At 72.7% G+C, this 18,806-nt stretch carries 12 protein-coding genes; 6 read left to right on the forward strand and 6 right to left on the reverse strand.

Going from position 1 to position 18,806, the window contains the following annotated elements; all coding sequences use genetic code 11:
• Positions 1-15 precede the first annotated feature (15 nt).
• On the forward strand, positions 16-1,077 hold the full coding sequence (locus OG906_RS30345) for a LacI family DNA-binding transcriptional regulator (protein WP_329447272.1): 1,062 nt from the start codon (positions 16-18) through the stop codon (positions 1,075-1,077).
• Between the two features lie 183 nt (positions 1,078-1,260).
• Here OG906_RS30345 and OG906_RS30350 read toward each other — a convergent pair whose 3' ends face one another.
• On the reverse strand, positions 1,261-2,559 hold the full coding sequence (locus tag OG906_RS30350; RefSeq protein WP_329447273.1) for an ROK family transcriptional regulator: 1,299 nt from the start codon (positions 2,557-2,559) through the stop codon (positions 1,261-1,263).
• Between the two features lie 256 nt (positions 2,560-2,815).
• Here OG906_RS30350 and OG906_RS30355 point away from each other — a divergent pair, with 256 nt between their 5' ends.
• The 5 genes from OG906_RS30355 (at position 2,816) to OG906_RS30375 (ending at position 8,443) form a co-directional block, all read left to right on the forward strand.
• Positions 2,816-4,135: an ABC transporter substrate-binding protein gene (locus tag OG906_RS30355; protein WP_329447274.1), complete on the forward strand. Its 1,320-nt coding sequence runs from the start codon at positions 2,816-2,818 to the stop codon at positions 4,133-4,135.
• Positions 4,136-4,145: 10 nt separating this feature from the next.
• Positions 4,146-5,126: a carbohydrate ABC transporter permease gene (locus OG906_RS30360; protein ID WP_443067422.1), complete on the forward strand. Its 981-nt coding sequence runs from the start codon at positions 4,146-4,148 to the stop codon at positions 5,124-5,126.
• Positions 5,119-5,997 (forward strand): carbohydrate ABC transporter permease, encoded by an 879-nt coding sequence (locus tag OG906_RS30365; RefSeq protein ID WP_329447276.1) that lies wholly within the window; start codon positions 5,119-5,121, stop codon positions 5,995-5,997. The genes OG906_RS30360 and OG906_RS30365 overlap by 8 nt, the downstream gene beginning before the upstream one ends.
• Positions 5,994-7,385, forward strand: coding sequence for a GH1 family beta-glucosidase (locus OG906_RS30370; protein WP_329447277.1), 1,392 nt, complete (start codon positions 5,994-5,996; stop codon positions 7,383-7,385). Before OG906_RS30365 ends, OG906_RS30370 begins: the two co-directional genes overlap by 4 nt.
• Before the next feature lie 140 nt (positions 7,386-7,525).
• Positions 7,526-8,443, forward strand: a complete 918-nt coding sequence (locus OG906_RS30375) for an NADP-dependent oxidoreductase (RefSeq protein WP_329448178.1) — start codon at positions 7,526-7,528, stop codon at positions 8,441-8,443.
• Positions 8,444-8,537: 94 nt separating this feature from the next.
• On the opposite strand, the gene OG906_RS30380 is transcribed toward OG906_RS30375, so the two are convergent.
• The 5 genes from OG906_RS30380 to OG906_RS30400 form a co-directional block, all read right to left on the reverse strand.
• A complete protein-coding gene (locus OG906_RS30380; protein WP_329447278.1) occupies positions 8,538-10,268 on the reverse strand; it encodes a discoidin domain-containing protein in 1,731 nt (576 codons plus the stop codon).
• Between the two features lie 53 nt (positions 10,269-10,321).
• On the reverse strand, positions 10,322-11,398 hold the full coding sequence (locus tag OG906_RS30385) for a DUF1996 domain-containing protein (protein ID WP_267826932.1): 1,077 nt from the start codon (positions 11,396-11,398) through the stop codon (positions 10,322-10,324).
• A 104-nt stretch (positions 11,399-11,502) separates the two neighbouring features.
• A complete protein-coding gene (locus tag OG906_RS30390; protein ID WP_329447279.1) occupies positions 11,503-13,659 on the reverse strand; it encodes a discoidin domain-containing protein in 2,157 nt (718 codons plus the stop codon).
• A gap of 433 nt (positions 13,660-14,092) precedes the next feature.
• Positions 14,093-16,999, reverse strand: coding sequence for a poly(A) polymerase (locus OG906_RS30395; RefSeq protein ID WP_329447280.1), 2,907 nt, complete (start codon positions 16,997-16,999; stop codon positions 14,093-14,095).
• Positions 16,999-18,786, reverse strand: a complete 1,788-nt coding sequence (locus OG906_RS30400) for an RNA ligase family protein (protein ID WP_329447281.1) — start codon at positions 18,784-18,786, stop codon at positions 16,999-17,001. The genes OG906_RS30395 and OG906_RS30400 overlap by 1 nt, the downstream gene beginning before the upstream one ends.
• Positions 18,787-18,806: the final 20 nt, after the last annotated feature.

The following is an 18,806-nucleotide window of genomic DNA, read 5'->3' on the forward strand; positions in this document are numbered from 1 at the left end:
CGCTACAGTGCGGCCATGAACAGTGGGGGGAGCAGCGGAACGGGTACGGGCACGGCCCCGACCCTGGAGGACGTGGCCCGCGCGGCCGGAGTGTCACGGGCGACGGTGTCCCGGGTGGTCAACGGCGTCCGGAACGTGGACCCGGTCATCGCCGAGGCGGTGCGGCGAGCGGTCGCCGCGACCGGGTACGTCCCGAACCGGGCCGCGAGGTCCCTGGTGACGCGCCGCTCGGGGGCGGTGGCGCTGGTGGTCTCGGGCGCCGGCACGGAAACCTCGGAGGTGTTCCAGGACCCCTTCTTCGGGCGGGTGGTCGGCGGCGTCGTACGGGCGCTGCGCCCGCGCGGCGTGCACCCCGTGCTGCTGTTCGCCGACTCGGCGCAGGACCGGGCCGAGGTGCTCGCCCACCTGAGTCGGGGCGGCGCGGACGGAGCGCTGCTCGTCACGACGCACGGAGACGACCCGCTGCCCGCGATGCTCGCGGAAGCGGGCATGCCGGCGGTGCTCTTCGCGCGCCCCGCGACGGCCGGCCTGCCGCTGGACAGCGTGGACCTGCGTCACGGCGAGGGCGGTGCGCTGGCCGCCCGGCACCTGCTGGCGCGGGGCCGCGGCCGGCTCGCCGCGATCGGCGGGCCCGCGGACGTGGCGGCGAGCCGGGAGCGGGTGGCCGGGTTCCGTGACGCGTTGGGCGGGGGCGGGGGAGCGGTCGGCGCGGTCGCCGGCGGTGTCCGGGTCGTGGAGGCCGACTTCACCGTGGAGGGCGGTGAGCACGCCATGCGCGTGCTGCTGGCCGAACAGCCGGACCTGGACGGGGTGTTCGCGGCCAACGACCTGATGGCGCTGGGTGCCTGTCTGGTGCTGCGCGAGCACGGGCGGCGCATCCCGCAGGACGTGGCGGTGATCGGCTTCGACGACTCCAGCGCGGCGACGGCGTCCCGGCCGAGACTGACGACGGTGCGGCAGCCGGTGGAGGACATGGCGGCCGAGATGGTCCGGCTGCTGCTGGACCGGGCCCCGGACCGCACGGAGCCGGAAGTCGTCCTGTTCGACGGCGAACTGGTGATCCGCGACTCGGCCTGACGCCGCCCGCACCCCCGGGCCGCGCCGAGCCCCGCAGGACCGGCCGCCCCAGGTACCGGCCGCCCGAGCCGAGCCGTCCTCGGGACCGGCCGGCCCCCGCCCGCGCCGTGAACTCCCGCCGCCCGCGCCGCCGGCCGATCGCGGGTCACCCTCGCACCGGCCGGCCCCGCGATCGGGCGCCGCTCACCCCGGGCGGCCCGCCGAACCGCCCCGGACCTCCAGGGCCGTCTGCCAGCCCGGCTGCTCGGCCGGCGGTTCCGGGGGCCTGCGCCGGCCGCCCGCCGTGAAGAACGCGGACAGCGGCAGCGTCGCCGCGCCCACCGTCACCGCGTCCGGGCCGAGGGACCCCAGGTCGATGGTGACCCGGTCCGCGGGGTGCCGCAGGGAGTACCGCGTCGCGTGCTCCCGTACCGACGGGAGAATGTGCGGGCCCAGCAGCAGGCCCGCCCAACCGCCGATCAGAATGCGTTCCGGGCGGAAGAGGTTGATGACGTCCGAGAGGCCCGCGCCCAGGTACTCGGCCGTCTCCTCCAGGACGTCCACGGCCACCGCGTCCCCGGCGAGGGCCGCCGCCAGCAGGGCGGACAGGGCCTCCTCCTCGTCCACCGTGTCCATCGCCTCCCCGGCGCCCCCGTCCCGCTCCGCCCACCGGGCCAGCACCGACTCGGCGCCGGTGTAGGCCTCCAGGCAGCCCCGGGCCCCGCACCGGCAGCGCCGCCCGCGCACCGAGACCGTCAGGTGTCCCCATTCCAGTGCGGTGCCCGCGCCATCGGTGATCAGGCTCGCGCCGACGCCCGAGCCGAAGAGGACCACCACGGCTTCGCGGGCTCCGCGTCCCGCCCCGAACCACATCTCCGCCTGGCCGAGGGTCCGGGCGCCGTTGTCGATGATGTACGGGACCTCCTCCGGCAGGGCCTTGGTCGCGCGCAGCAACGCCTCCAGCGGCACGGCGTCCCAGCCGATGGTCTGACCGTGCACCACCGTCCCGCCCGGGGCATCCCGGTCCACTATCCCCGGCACGCCCACCCCGACACCCAGCAGTCGGTCCGTTCCGATGCCGGCCTCGGCGAGCACCGTGGCGATCCCGGTGCGGACGTGGTCCACGATCGGGCCGACGTCGTAGCAGCCGCGCGGCTGCAACGGGAGTTCCGTGCGCGCGAGTTCGGTGAGCGTGAGGTCGAACAGCTCGACGCGGACGCGGGTTTCGCCGACGTCGACGCCGATCATGTGGGCGCTGCCCGGCGCGACCCTGAGGAGGGTGCGGGGGCGGCCACCGTCCGAGTCGACGATCCCGGCCTCCTCCAGCAGGCCGTCGGCGACCAGCTCGCCGACGACGTTGCTGACGGATCCGGAGCTCAGTCCCGTGGCCGGGCCCAGTTCCTGCCGGCTCATCGGGCCGCCGAAGTACAGCTGCCGGAGCACCACGCTGCGGTTGCCGCGCCGCAGGTCCCGCACTGTTCGCCCGCTACGCCCTGTGGTCATCCGGTCCCTTCCGCAGTGACATCCAGCGCAACATACCCCTGCGCGACCCCTTGACGCGACCCTTTCGTGAGGCTTAACTCACGTCCTAAATTAAGGCCTGGACGGAACGGGTGCCCACAAGGCGCCGAGCGCACCACCACGAGGCGCCGCACGGCACGGACGATGCCGTACGGCGCCCCGCCCCCGCACCACGTGTCATTCGCCGTTCGCCACTCGCAGGCCTCCTCCCGACCCTCCCGAAAGGGCCAGATCCGCCATGCGCAGAACCAGAGCCGCCGCAGCCGTCACCGTCACCGCCTCCCTCCTCGCCGCCGCCACCGCCTGCGGCGGCGGCTCCGCGGACAGCGGGGGCGGCAGCAACACCGCCCCCAAGGAGCTCACCTACTGGGCCTCCAACCAGGGCCCCGACATCGCGGCGGACCAGGCGACCCTCGGCCCGGAGCTGAAGAAGTTCGAGCAGCAGACCGGCATCAAGGTCAAGCTGGAGGTGGTCCCCTGGTCCGACCTCCTCAACCGGATCCTCGCGGCCACCGCCTCCGGCCAGGGACCGGACGTGCTCAACATAGGCAACACGTGGTCCTCCTCGCTTCAGGCCACCGGCGCCCTGCTGCCCTGGGACGCCAAGAACTTCGACGCCATCGGCGGCAAGGACCGCTTCGTGGCCTCGGCCATCGGCTCCGCCGGCGCGACCGGCAAGGACCCGGCGGCCGTCCCCCTGTACTCGATGTCGTACGCGCTCTACTACAACAAGAAGATGTTCCAGGACGCCGGCGTCGAGAAGCCCCCGGCCACCTGGGACGAGATGGTCACGATCGGCCGGAAGCTGTCCAAGGACGGCAAGTGGGCGCTCGGGGCCGAGGGCTCGAACCTGTCGAACAACATCCACCAGGCCTTCGTGTTCTCCAAGCAGCACGGCGCGGAGTTCTTCGACGGCGCCGGCAAGCCCACCTTCGACAGCCCCGGCAACGTCGACGCCGTCAAGCAGTACGTCGACCTGATGGCCAAGGACAAGATCGTCGCGCCCGGCAACGCCGAGTACGACAAGAACCAGTCCCTCCAGGACTTCGCCAACGGCAAGACGGCGATGGTCCTGTGGCAGAGCGCCGCCACCAGCTTCAAGGCCAACGGGATGAAGGAGGGCGACTGGGGCGTGGCCCCCGTCCCCGTCCCGGCGGGCGGCGCGCCCGGCGCCGGGAAGAACACCAACTCCATGGTCGCCGGCATCAACATGGCCGTCTTCAAGAACACCGACAACATCGACGGAGCGCTGAAGTTCGTGAAGTTCATGACCGGCGACGAGGAGCAGAAGATCCTCAACAAGACCTACGGGTCCATCCCGCCGGTCAAGGCCGCCCAGACCGACGGCGCGTTCGCCACCGACGACCTGACCGTGCTGCGCAACACCCTCGGCACGAGCGCCGCCCCGCTGCCCCAGGTCCCGGAGGAGTCCCAGTTCGAGACCGCCGTCGGCACCGCCGTGAAGGAGCTGTTCGCCGAGGCCGCCGCGGGCAACCCGGTGACCACCGAGTCGGTCAAGGCGAAGCTCACCAAGGCCCAGCAGCAGATGTCGAAGTGAGCACCGCCCGATGACCTCCGTGACCACGGAAGGCGCCGGACGACTGCGGCGCACCGCGACCCGGGTGCGCGGCACCGGTCGCGTGCGCCGCGGCGCCCTGCCCTACCTCCTGCTCCTGCCCGCCCTCCTCCTCGAACTGCTCATCCACCTCGTCCCGATGGTGATGGGCATCCTGATGAGCTTCCGGGAACTGACCCAGTTCTTCATCCGGGACTGGTCCCGTGCCCCCTGGACGGGCTTCGACAACTACGACCTCGCCGTGGACGTCAACCGCCCCGTCGGCGAAGCCCTGTTGGGATCCTTCCTCACCACCTGCCTGTTCACCCTGCTCTCCGTGGCCCTGTGCTGGTTCCTCGGCACCGCGGCCGCCGTCTTCATGCAGGAGAACTTCCGCGGCCGCGGCGTCCTGCGCGCCCTGTTCCTGGTGCCGTACGCCCTGCCCGTCTACGCGGCGGTCATCACCTGGGCGTTCATGTTCCAGCGGGACAACGGCCTGGTGAACCACGTCATCCACGACCAACTCGGCCTCGGCGGCGCCGAGCACACCTTCTGGCTGCTCGGCGACAACAGCTTCTGGGCCCTGCTGATCGTCTCCGTGTGGAAGGGCTGGCCGTTCGCCTTCCTGATCGTCATGGCGGCCCTCCAGAACATCCCGAAGGAGCTGTACGAGGCCGCCGCCCTCGACGGCGCCGGCATCTGGCAGCAGATCCGCCGGATCACCCTGCCCTCGGTCGGCGCGGTCAACCAGGTGCTGATCCTCGTGCTGTTCCTGTGGACCTTCAACGACTTCAACACGCCGTTCGTGCTGTTCGGCAAATCCGCCCCCGAGGCCGCCGACCTGATCTCCATCCACATCTACCAGTCCAGTTTCGTCACCTGGAACTTCGGCACCGGCTCCGCCATGTCCGTCCTGCTGCTGCTCTTCCTGCTGCTGGTCACCGCCGTGTACCTGTTCCTGACCAGCCGCGGCCGGAGGGACGCCGATGCCTGACCACCGCCCCCGGGCGCGCACCCGGTCCGCGCTCGACCCGCCCCTGTCCTTCAAGGTGATCCGGGCCGTCTTCCTCACCCTGCTCACCGGCTTCGTGGCCCTGCCCGTCTACGTGATGATCACCAGCTCCCTCAAGCCGTTGTCCGACGTCGCGGGCGCCTTCCGGTGGATCCCCAGCGGGCTCACCGTCCGCCCGTACATCGACATCTGGCACACCGTCCCGCTCGCCAAGTACTTCCTGAACTCGCTGATCGTGGCCGGCGCCGCCACCGTCTGCTCCGTGGTCATCGCCGTCTTCGCCGCGTACGCCGTCAGCCGCTACCGCTTCCGCGGCAAGCGCCTGTTCACCGTCACCGTGCTGTCGACCCAGATGTTCCCCGGCATCCTCTTCCTGCTGCCGCTGTTCCTGATCTTCGTGAACATCGGCAACACCACCGGAGTCGCCCTCTACGGCTCCCGAGGCGGGCTGATCCTCACCTACCTGACCTTCTCCCTCCCCTTCTCCATCTGGATGCTCATCGGGTACTTCGACTCGGTGCCCCGCGACCTCGACGAGGCCGCCACCGTGGACGGCTGCGGCCCCCTCGGGGCGCTCTTCCGGGTCGTGGTCCCCGCGGCCGTCCCCGGCATCGTCGCCGTCGCCGTGTACGCCTTCATGACCGCCTGGGGTGAGGTCCTCTTCGCCTCGGTCATGACGAACGACACCACCCGCACCCTGGCCGTCGGACTGCAGGGCTACTCCACGCAGAACGACGTGTACTGGAACCAGATCATGGCCGCCTCGCTCGTCGTCAGCATCCCCGTCGTCGCCGGATTCCTGCTGCTCCAGCGGTACTTGGTGGCCGGACTCACGGCAGGAGCCGTCAAATGACCCTTTCCGAAACCCGCCTCGACACCGTGCACGCCACCGCCCACGGCGCCGTCGACCTCGGCGCGCTGCCCCGCGACTTCGCCTGGGGCACCGCCACCTCCGCCTACCAGATCGAGGGCGCGGTGGCCGAGGACGGCCGCTCCCCCTCCATCTGGGACACGTTCTCCCACACCCCCGGGACCATCGACGGCGGCCACCACGGCGACACCGCCTGCGACCACTACCACCGCTGGCGCGACGACATCGCCCTGATGAAGGAACTCGGCACCAACGCCTACCGCTTCTCCGTGGCCTGGCCCCGCGTCGTGCCCGGCGGCGACGGGCCGGTCAACGCCAAGGGCCTGGACTTCTACGACCAGCTGGTCGACGGCCTGCTCGCCGCCGGCATCACCCCGTCCGTCACCCTCTACCACTGGGACCTGCCCCAGGCCCTCCAGGACCGCGGCGGCTGGCCCGAGCGCGCCACCGCCGAGGCCTTCGCCTCGTACGCGCACGTCGTCGCGGAGCGCCTCGGCGATCGGGTCACCCAGTGGACCACCCTCAACGAGCCCCTCTGCTCGGCGTGGATCGGCCACCTGGAGGGCAAGATGGCCCCCGGTCTCACCGACCTCACCGCCGCCGTCCGGGCCTCCTACCACCTCCTGCTGGGCCACGGCCTCGCCACCCGGGCCATCCGCGCCGCCGCCCCCGGCGCGCGGATCGGCATCGTCAACAACCTCTCCACCGTCGAGGCGGCCACCGACAGCGACGCCGACCGGGCGGCGGCCGTACGGATGGACGGACACGTCAACCGCTGGTGGCTCGACCCCGTCCACGGCCGCGGCTTTCCCGCCGACATGTGCGAGGTCTACGGCGTGGACCTCCCCGAACGCCCCGGCGACCTCGACGCCATCGCGGCGCCCCTCGACTGGATCGGCCTGAACTACTACTTCCCGCAGACCGTCGTCGCCGACCCGACCGGACCCGCCCCCCACGCCCGCCAGATCGACCTGCCCGGCGTCCCGCGCACCGGCATGGACTGGGAGGTCGACGCGAGCGGCATCGAGACGCTGCTCATGCGACTCACCGAGGAGTACGGCGCCCGACGCATCCACGTCACCGAGAACGGCTCCTCCTACCCGGACGCCGTCGGCCCGGACGGCAGCGTCCACGACCCGGAACGCGCCGCGTACCTGACCGCCCACCTCGCCGCCTGCGCCCGGGCCGCCCGCCGCGGCGCGCCCCTGGCCGGCTACTACGCGTGGTCCCTGCTCGACAACTTCGAATGGGCGTACGGCTACGACAAGCGGTTCGGTCTGGTCCGCGTGGACTACGACACCCAGGAACGCACCGTCAAGACCAGCGGAGCCCACTACGCCGACCTGATCGCCGCCCACCGGGCGCTCTGAGCCCCGGCATTTTCCCGCGCCGTGCCCGCCCCGCTTCCCGGGGCGGGCACGGCTTTTCGTGATGGGATGCGGAACAGATGATTCCAGCCGCTCGCGGAAAGGTGAGACGCATGTCGTTGAACGTCGAGGACGAGGGCACCATGCGGGCGATGGTGTACGAGACGTACGGCGGGACGGAGGTGCTCACCGAGACCCGGCTGCCGGTCCCCAAGGTCGGGCCCGGCGAGGTCCTCGTCCGGGTCAGGTGCGCCTCGGTCAACCCGGTCGACTGGAAGATCATGGCGGGTGGCCTCGACGGCCTCATGGACGTCGTGTACCCCGTGATCCCCGGCTGGGACGTGGCCGGGACGGTCGAGTACGTCGGCATCGACACCCCCGAGTTCACCGCGGGCGATGAGGTCATCGCCTACGCCCGCAAGGACTACGTGCACGGCGGCACGTTCGCCGAGTTCGTCACCGTGCCGGTACGGGCCCTCGCGCCGAAGCCCGTCTCGCTCAGCTGGCAGGAGGCGGCCGGACTGCCGCTGGCCGGCCTCACCGCCTACCAACTGCTCACCCGTCTCGACACCGGCCAGGACGACACCGTCCTCATCCACGGCGCGGCCGGCGGCGTCGGCTCCCTCGGCGTCCAGATCGCCCGCGCCCTCGGCGCCCGCGTCATCGGCACGGCCTCCCCGCGCAACCACGACCGGCTCCGCGAGCTGGGCTGCGAACCCGTCGCCTACGGGGACGGCCTCACCGAACGGGTCCGCGAACTGGCCCCGGACGGGGTGAGCGTCGTCGCCGACTTCGTGGGCGGCGTCCTCGACGTCACCAAGGCCGTCCTCGCCCCCGGGGGCCGGCACGCCTCCATCGCCGACCCCGACGTGCTCGGCGCCGACGGCCAGTGGATGTGGGTGCGCCCCGTCGGCGACGACCTCGCCGCCCTGGGCGGGCTCGCCGACAGCGGACGGCTCGGCGTCACCGTCGCCAAGACCTTCCCGCTCTCCGAGCTGGCCGCCGCCTTCGAGCTCAGCCAGGACGGACACACCGCCGGGAAGATCATCCTGGAGGTCTGACGGCCTCCGAGCCGCCTGCCGCGGACATGACCGCGCGCCGCCCGGTGGTCGACCGGACGGCGCGCGGCACCTGCGGCAGGGTCAGGTCTGCCGATCAGGCATAGACGCCGAAGTGGAAGAGGGAGTAGCCGTACCCCGTGCCCCGCTGGGTCAGCTCCAGCCGGACGTAACGGCCCGACGCGGCGATGTCGAAGTCGTCGATCCCGCCGTCACCGGACGAAGTGGCGTACGCCGTCCGCCAGTTCTGGCCGTCGTCCGACACCTTGACGGTGTACGCCTTCCCGTACGCGCTCTCCCACACCAGCTGCGCGTGCCTCAGCTGCTTCACCGACCCCAGATCCACCTGGAGCCACTGCTGATCGGCCCAGGTCGTCGCCCACCGGGTGTCGTCGCGCCCGTCCGTCGCCAACTGCGGGGCGCAGGGGCAGCCGCCGTACCCGTCGTTCTGATAGGTGGAGGCGGTGGTCGGCCGGCCCCGTGCCACGTCCGTGCCGGCCACCGGCGGCGGCACCACGCGGACCGAGCGCTGTTCGACGCCCACGTTGCCCCGCCCGTCCTTCGCCTTGACGTACAGCTTCCACACACCGGTCTTGGCGGGCGCCGTGACCTTGAGGGTGCCGTTGCCCAGGTGCGTGGACGGCGCCGAGACCAGCCCGCCGCCGCCGTCCACGTACTTGCCGCCCCACAGCACCTCGTACGCGAGCGGATCGCCCTCCGGGTCGGTCGCCGGGGCCTGGACCGTCACCTCCTTGCCCGCGGGGACCGCCCCCGGGTCCGCCACCGACGGCACGGCCACGGTGGGCGGCAGGTCGTCGCCCGCCGTGTTGCCGCCGTAGGCCCGCTTGACGGCGTAGTACATGTGCCGGCGCTCCCCGGCGGGGGTCAGGTTGAACCAGTGCCCGCCGAAGTCGTACTCGGTGCCGTAGTGGAAGACCGTCGCGCCCAGCGCCACCCCCCGGTGGCCCGTGACGCAGTTCCACGCACCGGTGTAACCGTCCGCCTTGGCCTTGTCGCCCGGCTCCAGCGGTACGCCGTTCGCGTCGTTCGGCACCTCCCACTCACCGGCCGGACCGGTTTCGGTGATCAGGTAGGGCTTGGTGTACCCACCCTGCTCCCACGCCTGCCGGACCCCGCAGACCTCCTTGTAGGAGTTGACCGAGTACAGGTCCAGGTCGGGGGAGTTGCGCTTGTAGTACGTCCACGCTCCCACCCACGCGTCCGTGGAGGTGACGGGGTGGTTGGCGTCGATCCGGTGGATGGCCTTCGCGACGTCGTTGACGAAGGTGGTGTAGGCGTTGCGCTGGTTCTCCAACTCGGTTCCGGAGTAGCAGTTCTGCAGGCCGAGCACGGACTCGTTGCCGACGTTCCACATCAGCACGGCCGGGTGGTCGCGATAGGTCTCCACCCAGCGCGAGAACTCGGCGAGCATGGTGTTCTTGTAGCCGGTGTCCGTGACGTAGTTCGTGCAGCCGCCGCTGCCCGGGCCGCCGCCCGGCTGGAGCCAGAACCCGGCGACCACCTTGATGCCGTTGTTCGCGGCCGCGTCGAACAGCGGGCGGCTGCTCGCGTCCGTGCCCCAGGTGCGGACGGTGTTGGCGCCCAGCGATTTCACGTCGGGCAGGAGTCGGGCGGCGTCGGCCGGGGACGGACCCCAGGTGACGCCTTTGACGAGGTACGGCGAACCGTTCACGCTGAGCTGCCAGTTGCCCTGGGAGCCGGTCACCTTGACCACGCTGCCGGCTGCCTGCGCCGGGGCCGCGGGGAGTGCGGTGACGGCGCCCGCGAGCAGGGCGGCCGCGGTGAGGGCGCGCATGCGGGAGTGCATGCCTGAGCCTCCTTGGGAGTGGGGGGAGCGGGGAGGGGACGCGAGGACGCGCCCTACGGGAGCCGGTAGTCGGGGCCGAGGACGGCGCCCGCCTCGGGGTGTGTCTCGTCGTAGCCACGGGCGTTGCACTGGAGGCCGCCCTTGACGCAGTGCTCGACGAGGGCGTTCAGGGTCCGGTCGTCCCACGCGTTGAAGAAGTCGTAGTGGAACGTGTGGCCGGCCCCGCTGGAGAGCCTGACCTGCGACATGTTCCCGCTGACGGGGAAGGCCATCTTGAACTCGACCATGGGCAGCGCCACCGGGTGATCGGCCGGGCAGACGTTGTTGTTGGTGCCGGCCTTCACCGTCGGATACGCCATGTGGGCCTTGTGGTCGGGCGTGTCGAGGTACTTGCCGTCCCAGCAACTCGGCGCTTGGAAGCGGATGTTGAGCTGGGTGCCGGCCGGGCAGTTCGCGGGGAACTCGACGTTCTTGAAGCTGTCGCCGCACTCCCAACCCTCGACCCAGCCCTTGTGCGCGCGGAACTCGGCCGCGGTCTGGGTCGGACTGCCGACGAGGAACCGCAGGCCCTTGGGGAAGGGACGCACGCTCGTGTAGTCGGTGACCCCGGCCTTGTAGTAGATCACCTGGGGTCCGGTGGGCAGCACGGCCTGGTTTCCGTTGTACAGCGTCGGCATCCAGTAGCCCGACAGGTCGCCGACCGCGTTGCACGCCGTGCCGCCCGCGCTCAGCGAGGAGGTGGTGCTGAACGCGTTCGTGGTGGTGTTGCCCATGAAGGTGTGGTCGTGGGAGGCGCCCGGCCGGCCCGCGAAGACGATCGGGTCGTCCGGGGCGGTCCGGGTGACCGCGCAGTTCGCCTGGAACTCGTGGAAGTAGCGCGGGGCCGGCTCCCGGTCGGACGGGGTGACACCGGTGACCTGCGGAACGGCCGGGATGTAGCCGTCGCCGTCGGGGTCGTCGCCGGTGGCGAGCGGGGCGACCGCGGCGTGGTTCATGCCCGCGTGCGCGCCGGCGCCGGAGTCCGGGGTCGCCTGGGCGGTCAGCGCGGAGGCGCCGAGGCCGGCTGCGGCGGTCACGGCGAACGCCGCCGAGACCAGGAGTGCGGACAGGGTCCGCGAGCGGATTCTCATCGTGCGGCTCCTTCGGGGTGGGTGGGAGAGCGCTCTCTCGCACGGCCCGGAAAACGCGGGGCGGCCGCCGGGCCGCCCCGCGTCCTGCGGGGGTCAGGGGTGGATCAGGGGAACGAGACCACGGTGGAGGGGGTGGTCGACGTCCCCGAGGTGGGGGCGCCGGTGTTGTTGATGACGTGCTCGTACTGGCCGTTGCCGCCCAGCGAGACGACGAGCAGGTCGTGGAACCGGACGCCGGGCTTCACCGGCGCCTGGAATCCGTGGTCCTGACGGATCGTCGGATCCACGTTGTAGTAGCAGTAGCTGCCCAGGCCCCAGCCCTCGTGGGTGTTGACCGAGTCGGCCACCTTGTAGGCGGCGTAGCCCTTGATCGAACCGTTCTGGATCGCGGCCTGGTTCGGGGCGTCGTACGCCTTCTCGTTCTGGAAGAAGATCGTCCGGCCGCGCTCGCCGTTCCACTCCACGTCGTACTTGTTGAAGTGCTCGACGAACAGCCCGGTCGCCAGGACGTCGTCACCGTTCACACGGAAGCCGTAGTCGGAGCGGTTGGTCTCCCAGCCCACCCCGTCGCCGTGGTCGGCCCGCCAGATCCACGTGTGGTCGACGATGGTGTCGTGGTTGTTGATCACCATGCCGGCGGTGGCCTTGCCCGCACCGGCGCCGCCGACGCGGATGAACACGTCCTGGACGGTCGTCGGGTTCGCCGCGTGGTCCGTGCTCGCGCCGGCCGGACCGACCTCCAGCAGGGTGGGGGAGTTGACCTGACCCGCGTCGATCAGGAAGCCCGCGAGCTTGACGCCGTCCACGTCGGCGACCTTCATGGCGGTCACCCCGTTGTCCGGGATGATCGTGGCGAGGCCCAGGCCCAGGACGACCGTGTCGGGGCGGTTCACCTGGATGGTCTGGTTCACGTGGTAGACGCCCGGGGTGAAGAGCAGGTGCAGGCCCTGGGTCAGCGCCTGGTTGATCGTGGCGGCGCTCGCACCCGGCTTGACCACGTAGAACCGGCTCAGCGGGATCGAGGTGCCCTGCGGGGTCCCGTTGCCCCAGGAGGTGCCGCGGGCGTTGACCCGCTTCGCCGGGGCGAACACCTTGTACTCGTTGCCGTCGAGGTACAGGAAGGGCTTCTCCCGCGAGACGGGGGTGGTGTCCAGCGTGGTGTAGCGCGGCTCGGGGAAGCTCTGCGCCGGCGCGCCCTGGGTGCCGGAGAACACCTGGTTCCAGACGGAGTTGGACCAGCCGCCGATGGAGCTGTCGCGGGTGTACCACTGCTGCTGCGAGTAGTTGCCGACCTGGCCGTCGACCTTGGAGTCGGCGATGTACCCGCCGGAGGCCCAACCGTAGCCGTTGGGGGCCAGGTTGAGTCCGCCCTTGACGTGCATTCGGCGGAACGGTGCGGCTTGGGACACGGCCCAGCGGTCGGTGCCGTTGACCGGGTTCAGTGCGAGGTTCTCCGCCGAACGCCAGAAGTTCTGCGTGGCGTTGCCGCCGAACCAGCCGGCGTCGACGGTGACGTCCCCGTTGATGGTGGTGTCGTCCGGGCTGAGGCCGAGACCCGAGATCGAGGTGTAGAAGCCGATCTGGGCGTTCAGGCCGTTGTACGTGCCCGGCTTGAACAGGAACTGGTAGCGGCCGGAGCCGAACTGGGCCGACTCCTGCTGCGCGAAGACCTGGTCGAGCCTGGCCTGGATGTTCGGCGTGGACGGGTCGAAGACGATCACGTTGGGGCCGAGGTCGCCCCCGCCCGGGAGCGTCGGACCGGTACCGCCCGTGCCGTACACCTGGAACTCCCAGAGCGAGTAGCCGTATCCGGTGGCGCGCTGGGTGCCGTACACCCGGACGTAGCGGGCGGTGCCGGTGACGTCGTGGGTCTGGACCCCGCCGGCGGAGGCCGCGGTGGAGTAGGCGGTGGACCAGTTGGTCCCGTCGGTGGACAGTTCGACCCGGTACGCCTTGGCGTACGCGGCCTCCCAGCGCAGCACGACCTGGCTGATCTGCGCCGGCGCGCCCAGGTCGACCTGTATCCACTGCGGGTCGGCGAACTGGCTGGACCAACGGGTGTTGGTGTCGCCGTCCACGGCCGCGGAGGCCGGGGTGCCGCCGCCCTCCACGGTGGAGGCGGTGGCGGGCCTGCCCTGGGAGAGCAGCGTGGGCGCCGCGCTCGCGGTGGCGCCGGGGAGCAGCACGAGGAGGGCCGCGACCAGGGCCGCGGCGAGGGCCGCGACGGTGAGTCTCGGCGGGCGATCGTGGAGCAGGGGCATGCGGGGCACTCCTGACGTCAAGGATCCGGGGGGATCGAAGCGTGAGTGAACTGCCCGGCGCCGGGGGCGTCAAGGGGTTGAGCGTTCATGAACTGAAGATCAAACGGAGTGTCAATTGCGCTTCAGGCCTGTGAACTTGGAGTTTCTTCAATCCTTGTGAAAAGTGTTGACGAAAAAAGCCGCCCGCACTCTACTGAGGCTCCTGACCGCTCCGTTCCGCACTGCCCGCCGAGCCCGCCGCACGGGGAGGGCGGGGCGGGGTGGTCGACCGACCGCGTTCGGACAGTGGGGCCGGCAGGAAGGTGTTCATGCCCGTGCGTTCGTAACTTGTCGTCTCCGGGGCCGCTCCGGCCGGCGCGCCGGGGGTCGGCCTGACCGTCGTGTCGGGGGCCGCCGCGACCATTGCGCCGGGGGCCGCCGCGGGCGTCGGGGCTCAGGTCAGGGTCGGAACCGCTCCGCCGTCCACCCGCTCGACCGTGACTCCCGGCAGGCCCGCCGTCCAGCGCGCGACGAGCGGGGACAGGTCGGCCGCGGCCGGCGGGTTCGCCCCGAGTCCGATCGCGTAGCGGGCCGAGGCGTCACCCGAGGCGAACGGGCGGGGCCAGGCGTGGGCGTCCCCGACACCGGCCTCCTCCAGCGCGCCGAGCAACGCACGCAACCGGCCGCGCACGCGGCCCAGCCGGTCCTCGAACTCCCCGGCGTCGCCCCGTACGGTGACCACCGCAAAGGCGGCGTGCCGTCGGTGCGGTGGCGGTCCGGCCGCGGCGAGCGGGCCGTCCGCTCCCGCCTCCAACGCCTCCCAGGCCGTGTACAGCTCCCGGACCAACAGGTCACGCGTGCCCGGCCCCACCTGCGTCGTGCAACTGCGCACCGGATCGGACGGGGTGAGCACCGTGACGGGGTCACGGTCGCTCCCGCCCGGGCCGTGCCCCCGCGCGGACGGGAGCCCCGCCCCGGACCCCTGCTCCGCCCGCTGCTCCGCCGCCGGTCCCGTCGTCCCCAGGGACACCGGCTCGCGCCAGTCCCAGGCCGCCCAGGTCCCGAAGAACGTGCGCAACAGCGCGGCGGGAGCCAGGTCCGACGCCTCGCGCACCGTCCGCGCGGCCAGCACCGACCAGGCCAGGCCCGGCAGCCCGCCGAAGGGCGCCGAATCCAGGCCCCGCGCCCGCGCCCAGGCCTTCACCTCACGGGCCAGCACCGCGAAGGCATCGTGCTCCGGACCCACGAAGTCCCGTACCGCGTCGGCGTCGCCGACCGCGCTCAGCGCGATCCGCGCCGCCTCGCCCAGCTCCGCCCGTCCGGCCACGGCCCGCGCCGGATCCATGGCGCCGGTGGAGACCACCACCAGGTCCACGTCCAGCCCGGCCACCCGGAACCGCAGCCCCGGCACCCGGGCCCCCGGTACCGACCGCAGCCGCTCGGCCGCCGGCAGCGCCGCCGCCACCCGGTCCCGTACCTCCTCGATGTGGGTCTCGCCCGCCAAGGCCGCCACCAGGTCCAGGTCCGCGTCCGGCAACGGGCAGCCCATCCGTCGGGACCCCGCCACGTGCACCACGCCCTCGCCCAACGCCCCCGTGATCCGGGCGAGGACCGGCCCGGGATCCGGACCGCCCCGGTCGGCCGACGACCGCGCCGACGGGTCGGCCGACGGGGCGGTCTCCGGTACCCACCTGACCTCGCCCGTCCCCAGCTCCACCGTCGCCCGGACCTGCATCGGTCCGTCCCCGCGCCGCGACAGCACGGCGAGCGAGCCGACCCGTGCCCGGCGCGTCCCGCCGCCGAGCCGGGCGCCGAACTCCGCCGCCGCCCGCTGCGGATCGCCGCCGCGTCCCAGCGTCAGGTGCGGGGTGTAGCCCTCGGCGCGGCCCCGGCAGCCCGGGAACCGTGCCACCAGTGCCCGTCGAAGCTCCTGCCAGGGCGCCGCGCCGTCGGCGGCCGGGTCCAGCCACAGCGTGGCGTCCTCCCGGTGCCCGAAGTCGTGTACGCCCTCCAGGCGGGCCGGGAACGGGGCCGTCTCCGCCGCGACCTGCGCCAACAGCGGCAGCGCCGCCTCGAACGCCGACTCCGGAACGAATCCGAAGAGCAGGTTCACGTGCGCCGGCCACCGGTCGACCCCGGGATCGTGGGCGCGTCGAAGGGCGTCCACGGCCGGGTCGGCCGGCGGAAGCCAGGCCACCGCCGTGCGCGCCGTCGCCGCCACGTCCAGACGCGCCGGCCCCTCGTCCGGCGCCCCGAACCCCAGCGTCGCCTCCACCCCGAAGTGGTCCGAGACGAACAGCCCGTCCGGGCCGGGGACATCGCCCCGCAGCGCCGCCGAGCGCACCACGCCCGGCGACCGCAGCAGGATCCGGTCCAGTCGCGCGGACCGTCCCGAGAGCGAGCCCACCGCCGCCAGCGGGTTCACCGCCGGATCGAAGGTCGGCGTGTCGTCCGTCGCCCCGTGCACCTCGGTCCAGGCGTCCCGGAGTCCCAGCGCGGCCGCCGGGCCCTCGGCCCCGGTCCGGCCGTCGTTGAAGTCGCCGACGAGGGCGATCGCGGCGTCGACGGAGCCCAGGCCGTGTGTCAGGGAGGCCAGTTCTCCCGTCCGCCGGTCGGCGCCGTGTTCGCTGTGGTCGCTGGTCAGGTGGGTGTTGGCGACCACCAGCGGTCCGGCCGCGGTGTCCACCGTCACGGCGATCACGGCCTTGTGCGGGCGCAGCTCGTGCAGGCCCGCCTCCCGCACCGGCAGCCTGCTCAGGATCAACAGCCCGCATTCGGCGACGTCCCGGCCGCGCGGGTCGGCGCCCACCGTGTACCGCTCCCGCACCCACGGCTGCGCGAGCAGCATCGTCAGGAGCGCCGGCTCGACCTCCTGGAGCGCGATCACGTCGGCGTCGGCCCGGGCCAGGTCGGCCAGGAGCATCGGCCTGCGCAGCGCGGTGGAGATGAGGGGGGCGTCGTACCGGTCCCACAGCGTGTTCCACGTGACCAGCCGGACCGTGTCCACGGGCGGGGCGTCGGGGGCCGGTGCGGCCGGCCGCCAGGCGCCCTCGCCCGCCGGGTCCCAAGCGTGAGGGATCCGCGCGGTGAAGAACGGCGCGTCCAGCAGCCGCGGTTCCTCGATCCGACCGGCGCGCGTGTCGTCGATGACGTCCAGGCCGGTGGCCCGGTCCCACACCAACTCGCCGTCCGCCTCGACGAACAGGACCCGGTGCCAGGGGATGTCGCCGCCCGGCACGAACGTCGGCAGGGGCACCCGCTTCGGGGCGGCCCCGCGCCGGCGCAGCCCGAGCGTGAACCGCGCCGGATCGAACCGCGGGTCCCAGCGGACCTGGTGGTAGAGCTGCTCGCTGGTACGCATCAGAGGTCCCCGTCCCGTTCCGTGACGGTACCGGCCGTGTCCTCGACCGTGCCGCCCGCGCCGATGTACCAGGTCCGGTGTGCCCGGCCCGGATACGGCGGGGCGAACCGCCGCAGCTGTGATTCCAGCACCGCGGCCGGCACGGGATGCGGTCGGACCGTGTTGCGCCGGACCAGCTCCGCCTCCTCGACCCAGGCGACCGCGTGGGTGACCAACGCGTCCCGGCGGCGCGCGACGGCGCCCGCCAGGCCGCGCTGTTGCTCGTTGAGGGAGGTCGCGTCCCACACCACCGTGCCACCGGTGCGCGTGGCGGCGGCCAGGGCCAGGCTCAACCGGTCGAGGCCCTCGCGGAGCACGTCCGCGTTGTCTTTCTGGTCGCCGCGCGAACCCCGGGCGGCCCGCAGCTCGTCGAGGCTCACGTACGCGCTCACACCGGGCAGCGACCCGGCGAAGGTGCTCTTGCCGCTGCCCGAGGGCCCGCACAGCTGGACCAGTCGGGGGAACGCCCCGTCGCGCCATCGCCAGGTCGCCGCCACCGCCTCCTCGGCGGTGTGTGCCTTCCCCCGCGCGAACGCCTCCCGCGCCTCGGCCCAGCAGCGGTCCGCCGCGTCCGGGTCCACGCCGGCCACGCCGTCCCGCAGCCCCGACCGCAGCGCCCCCAGGGGGTCCGGTCCGAGCAGCCCCGCCTCCTCGGCGTACAGCGCGGACCACTCGACGCACTCCCGGGTGGCCCCGTCCGCCGCGGCCCCGGCCAGCGCGTGCAGCACCCCCAGGTCGGCCGCCGCGGCGAGTCGGACCAGCCCGGCCCGCCGCTCCTCGTCCGGGAACGGCCGTCGCAGCGCCGGGTACAGCCCGACCAGGTCCGCGACCCGCCGGGCCGTCGCCATCCCGAGCGGCCCGGCCGCGAGCCGTGCCCCGAGGGCCGCCCGCCGCTCACCGCGCAGTGCGGCCGCCAGTACCCCGGTCAGTCGTGCCTCGCCGGTGCGCCCGGCCCCGTCCAGGCGGGCGGTCACCTCCGCGACGACCTCCCCTGTCGAAGCGGCGGACGTCCCCGAGGGGTCGACGGAGGTCACGGGGGGTTCGGCGTGCGCCGCCGGTCCCGCCCCGACCGCGTCCAGCAGCGCCGCGACGTCCGGCTCGGAACCCGACCGGACCGCCCACAACGGGGCCCGCGGCCCGAGCCCGTTCGGCACGACCTGCGCGTACATCCAGTGGGTGTCGGTCCGCACGTGCCCCACGCGGACCCACTTCGCGACGTACCGCCCGAAGTCGGCGCGGGTGAAACCGTCCACCGTGCGGACGACGTAGCCCTCCTGGCGGTTCGTGTCGAGCCGCAGCCCGCGCAGCGCCCGCTCGTCGAAGACCCCGCGCCACAGGACCCGCGGGCTCGGTACGCCGATCCCGTGCAGGAACCGCACGGTGCGGTCCCAGCCCAGGCAGGAATCGCCGTCCCACACGGAGAAGCCGTAGAACCAACTGTCCAGGTCCTCGTAGGCGAGGGAGTGCCGGGCGTACAGGTTCTCGCCGCACACCCGCCAACCCGCCGGGATCCCGGTCCCGATCCGCCCTTGCAGCGCCTTCACCCAGGCCCGCGACGGATGGTGCCCCGAGTCGAGCGAACGCGCGTGCGAGCCGTCCGCGTACAGGGTGGTGTTCTCCCCGTCGAGCTTCTCGGTGACCACCACCTCGCGTCCGGCCAGTGCCGCGAGCCCGGAGCTGCGGACATCGTCCGCGCTCGCCCCGGGAGACCAGGGAAGATGCGCCGTACGGGGGTAGTGCGTGCGCATGATCCGCTCCTGCTCGACGA

The sequence above is a fragment of the Streptomyces sp. NBC_01426 genome (assembly GCF_036231985.1).
Classification (GTDB): Bacteria; Actinomycetota; Actinomycetes; order Streptomycetales; family Streptomycetaceae; genus Streptomyces.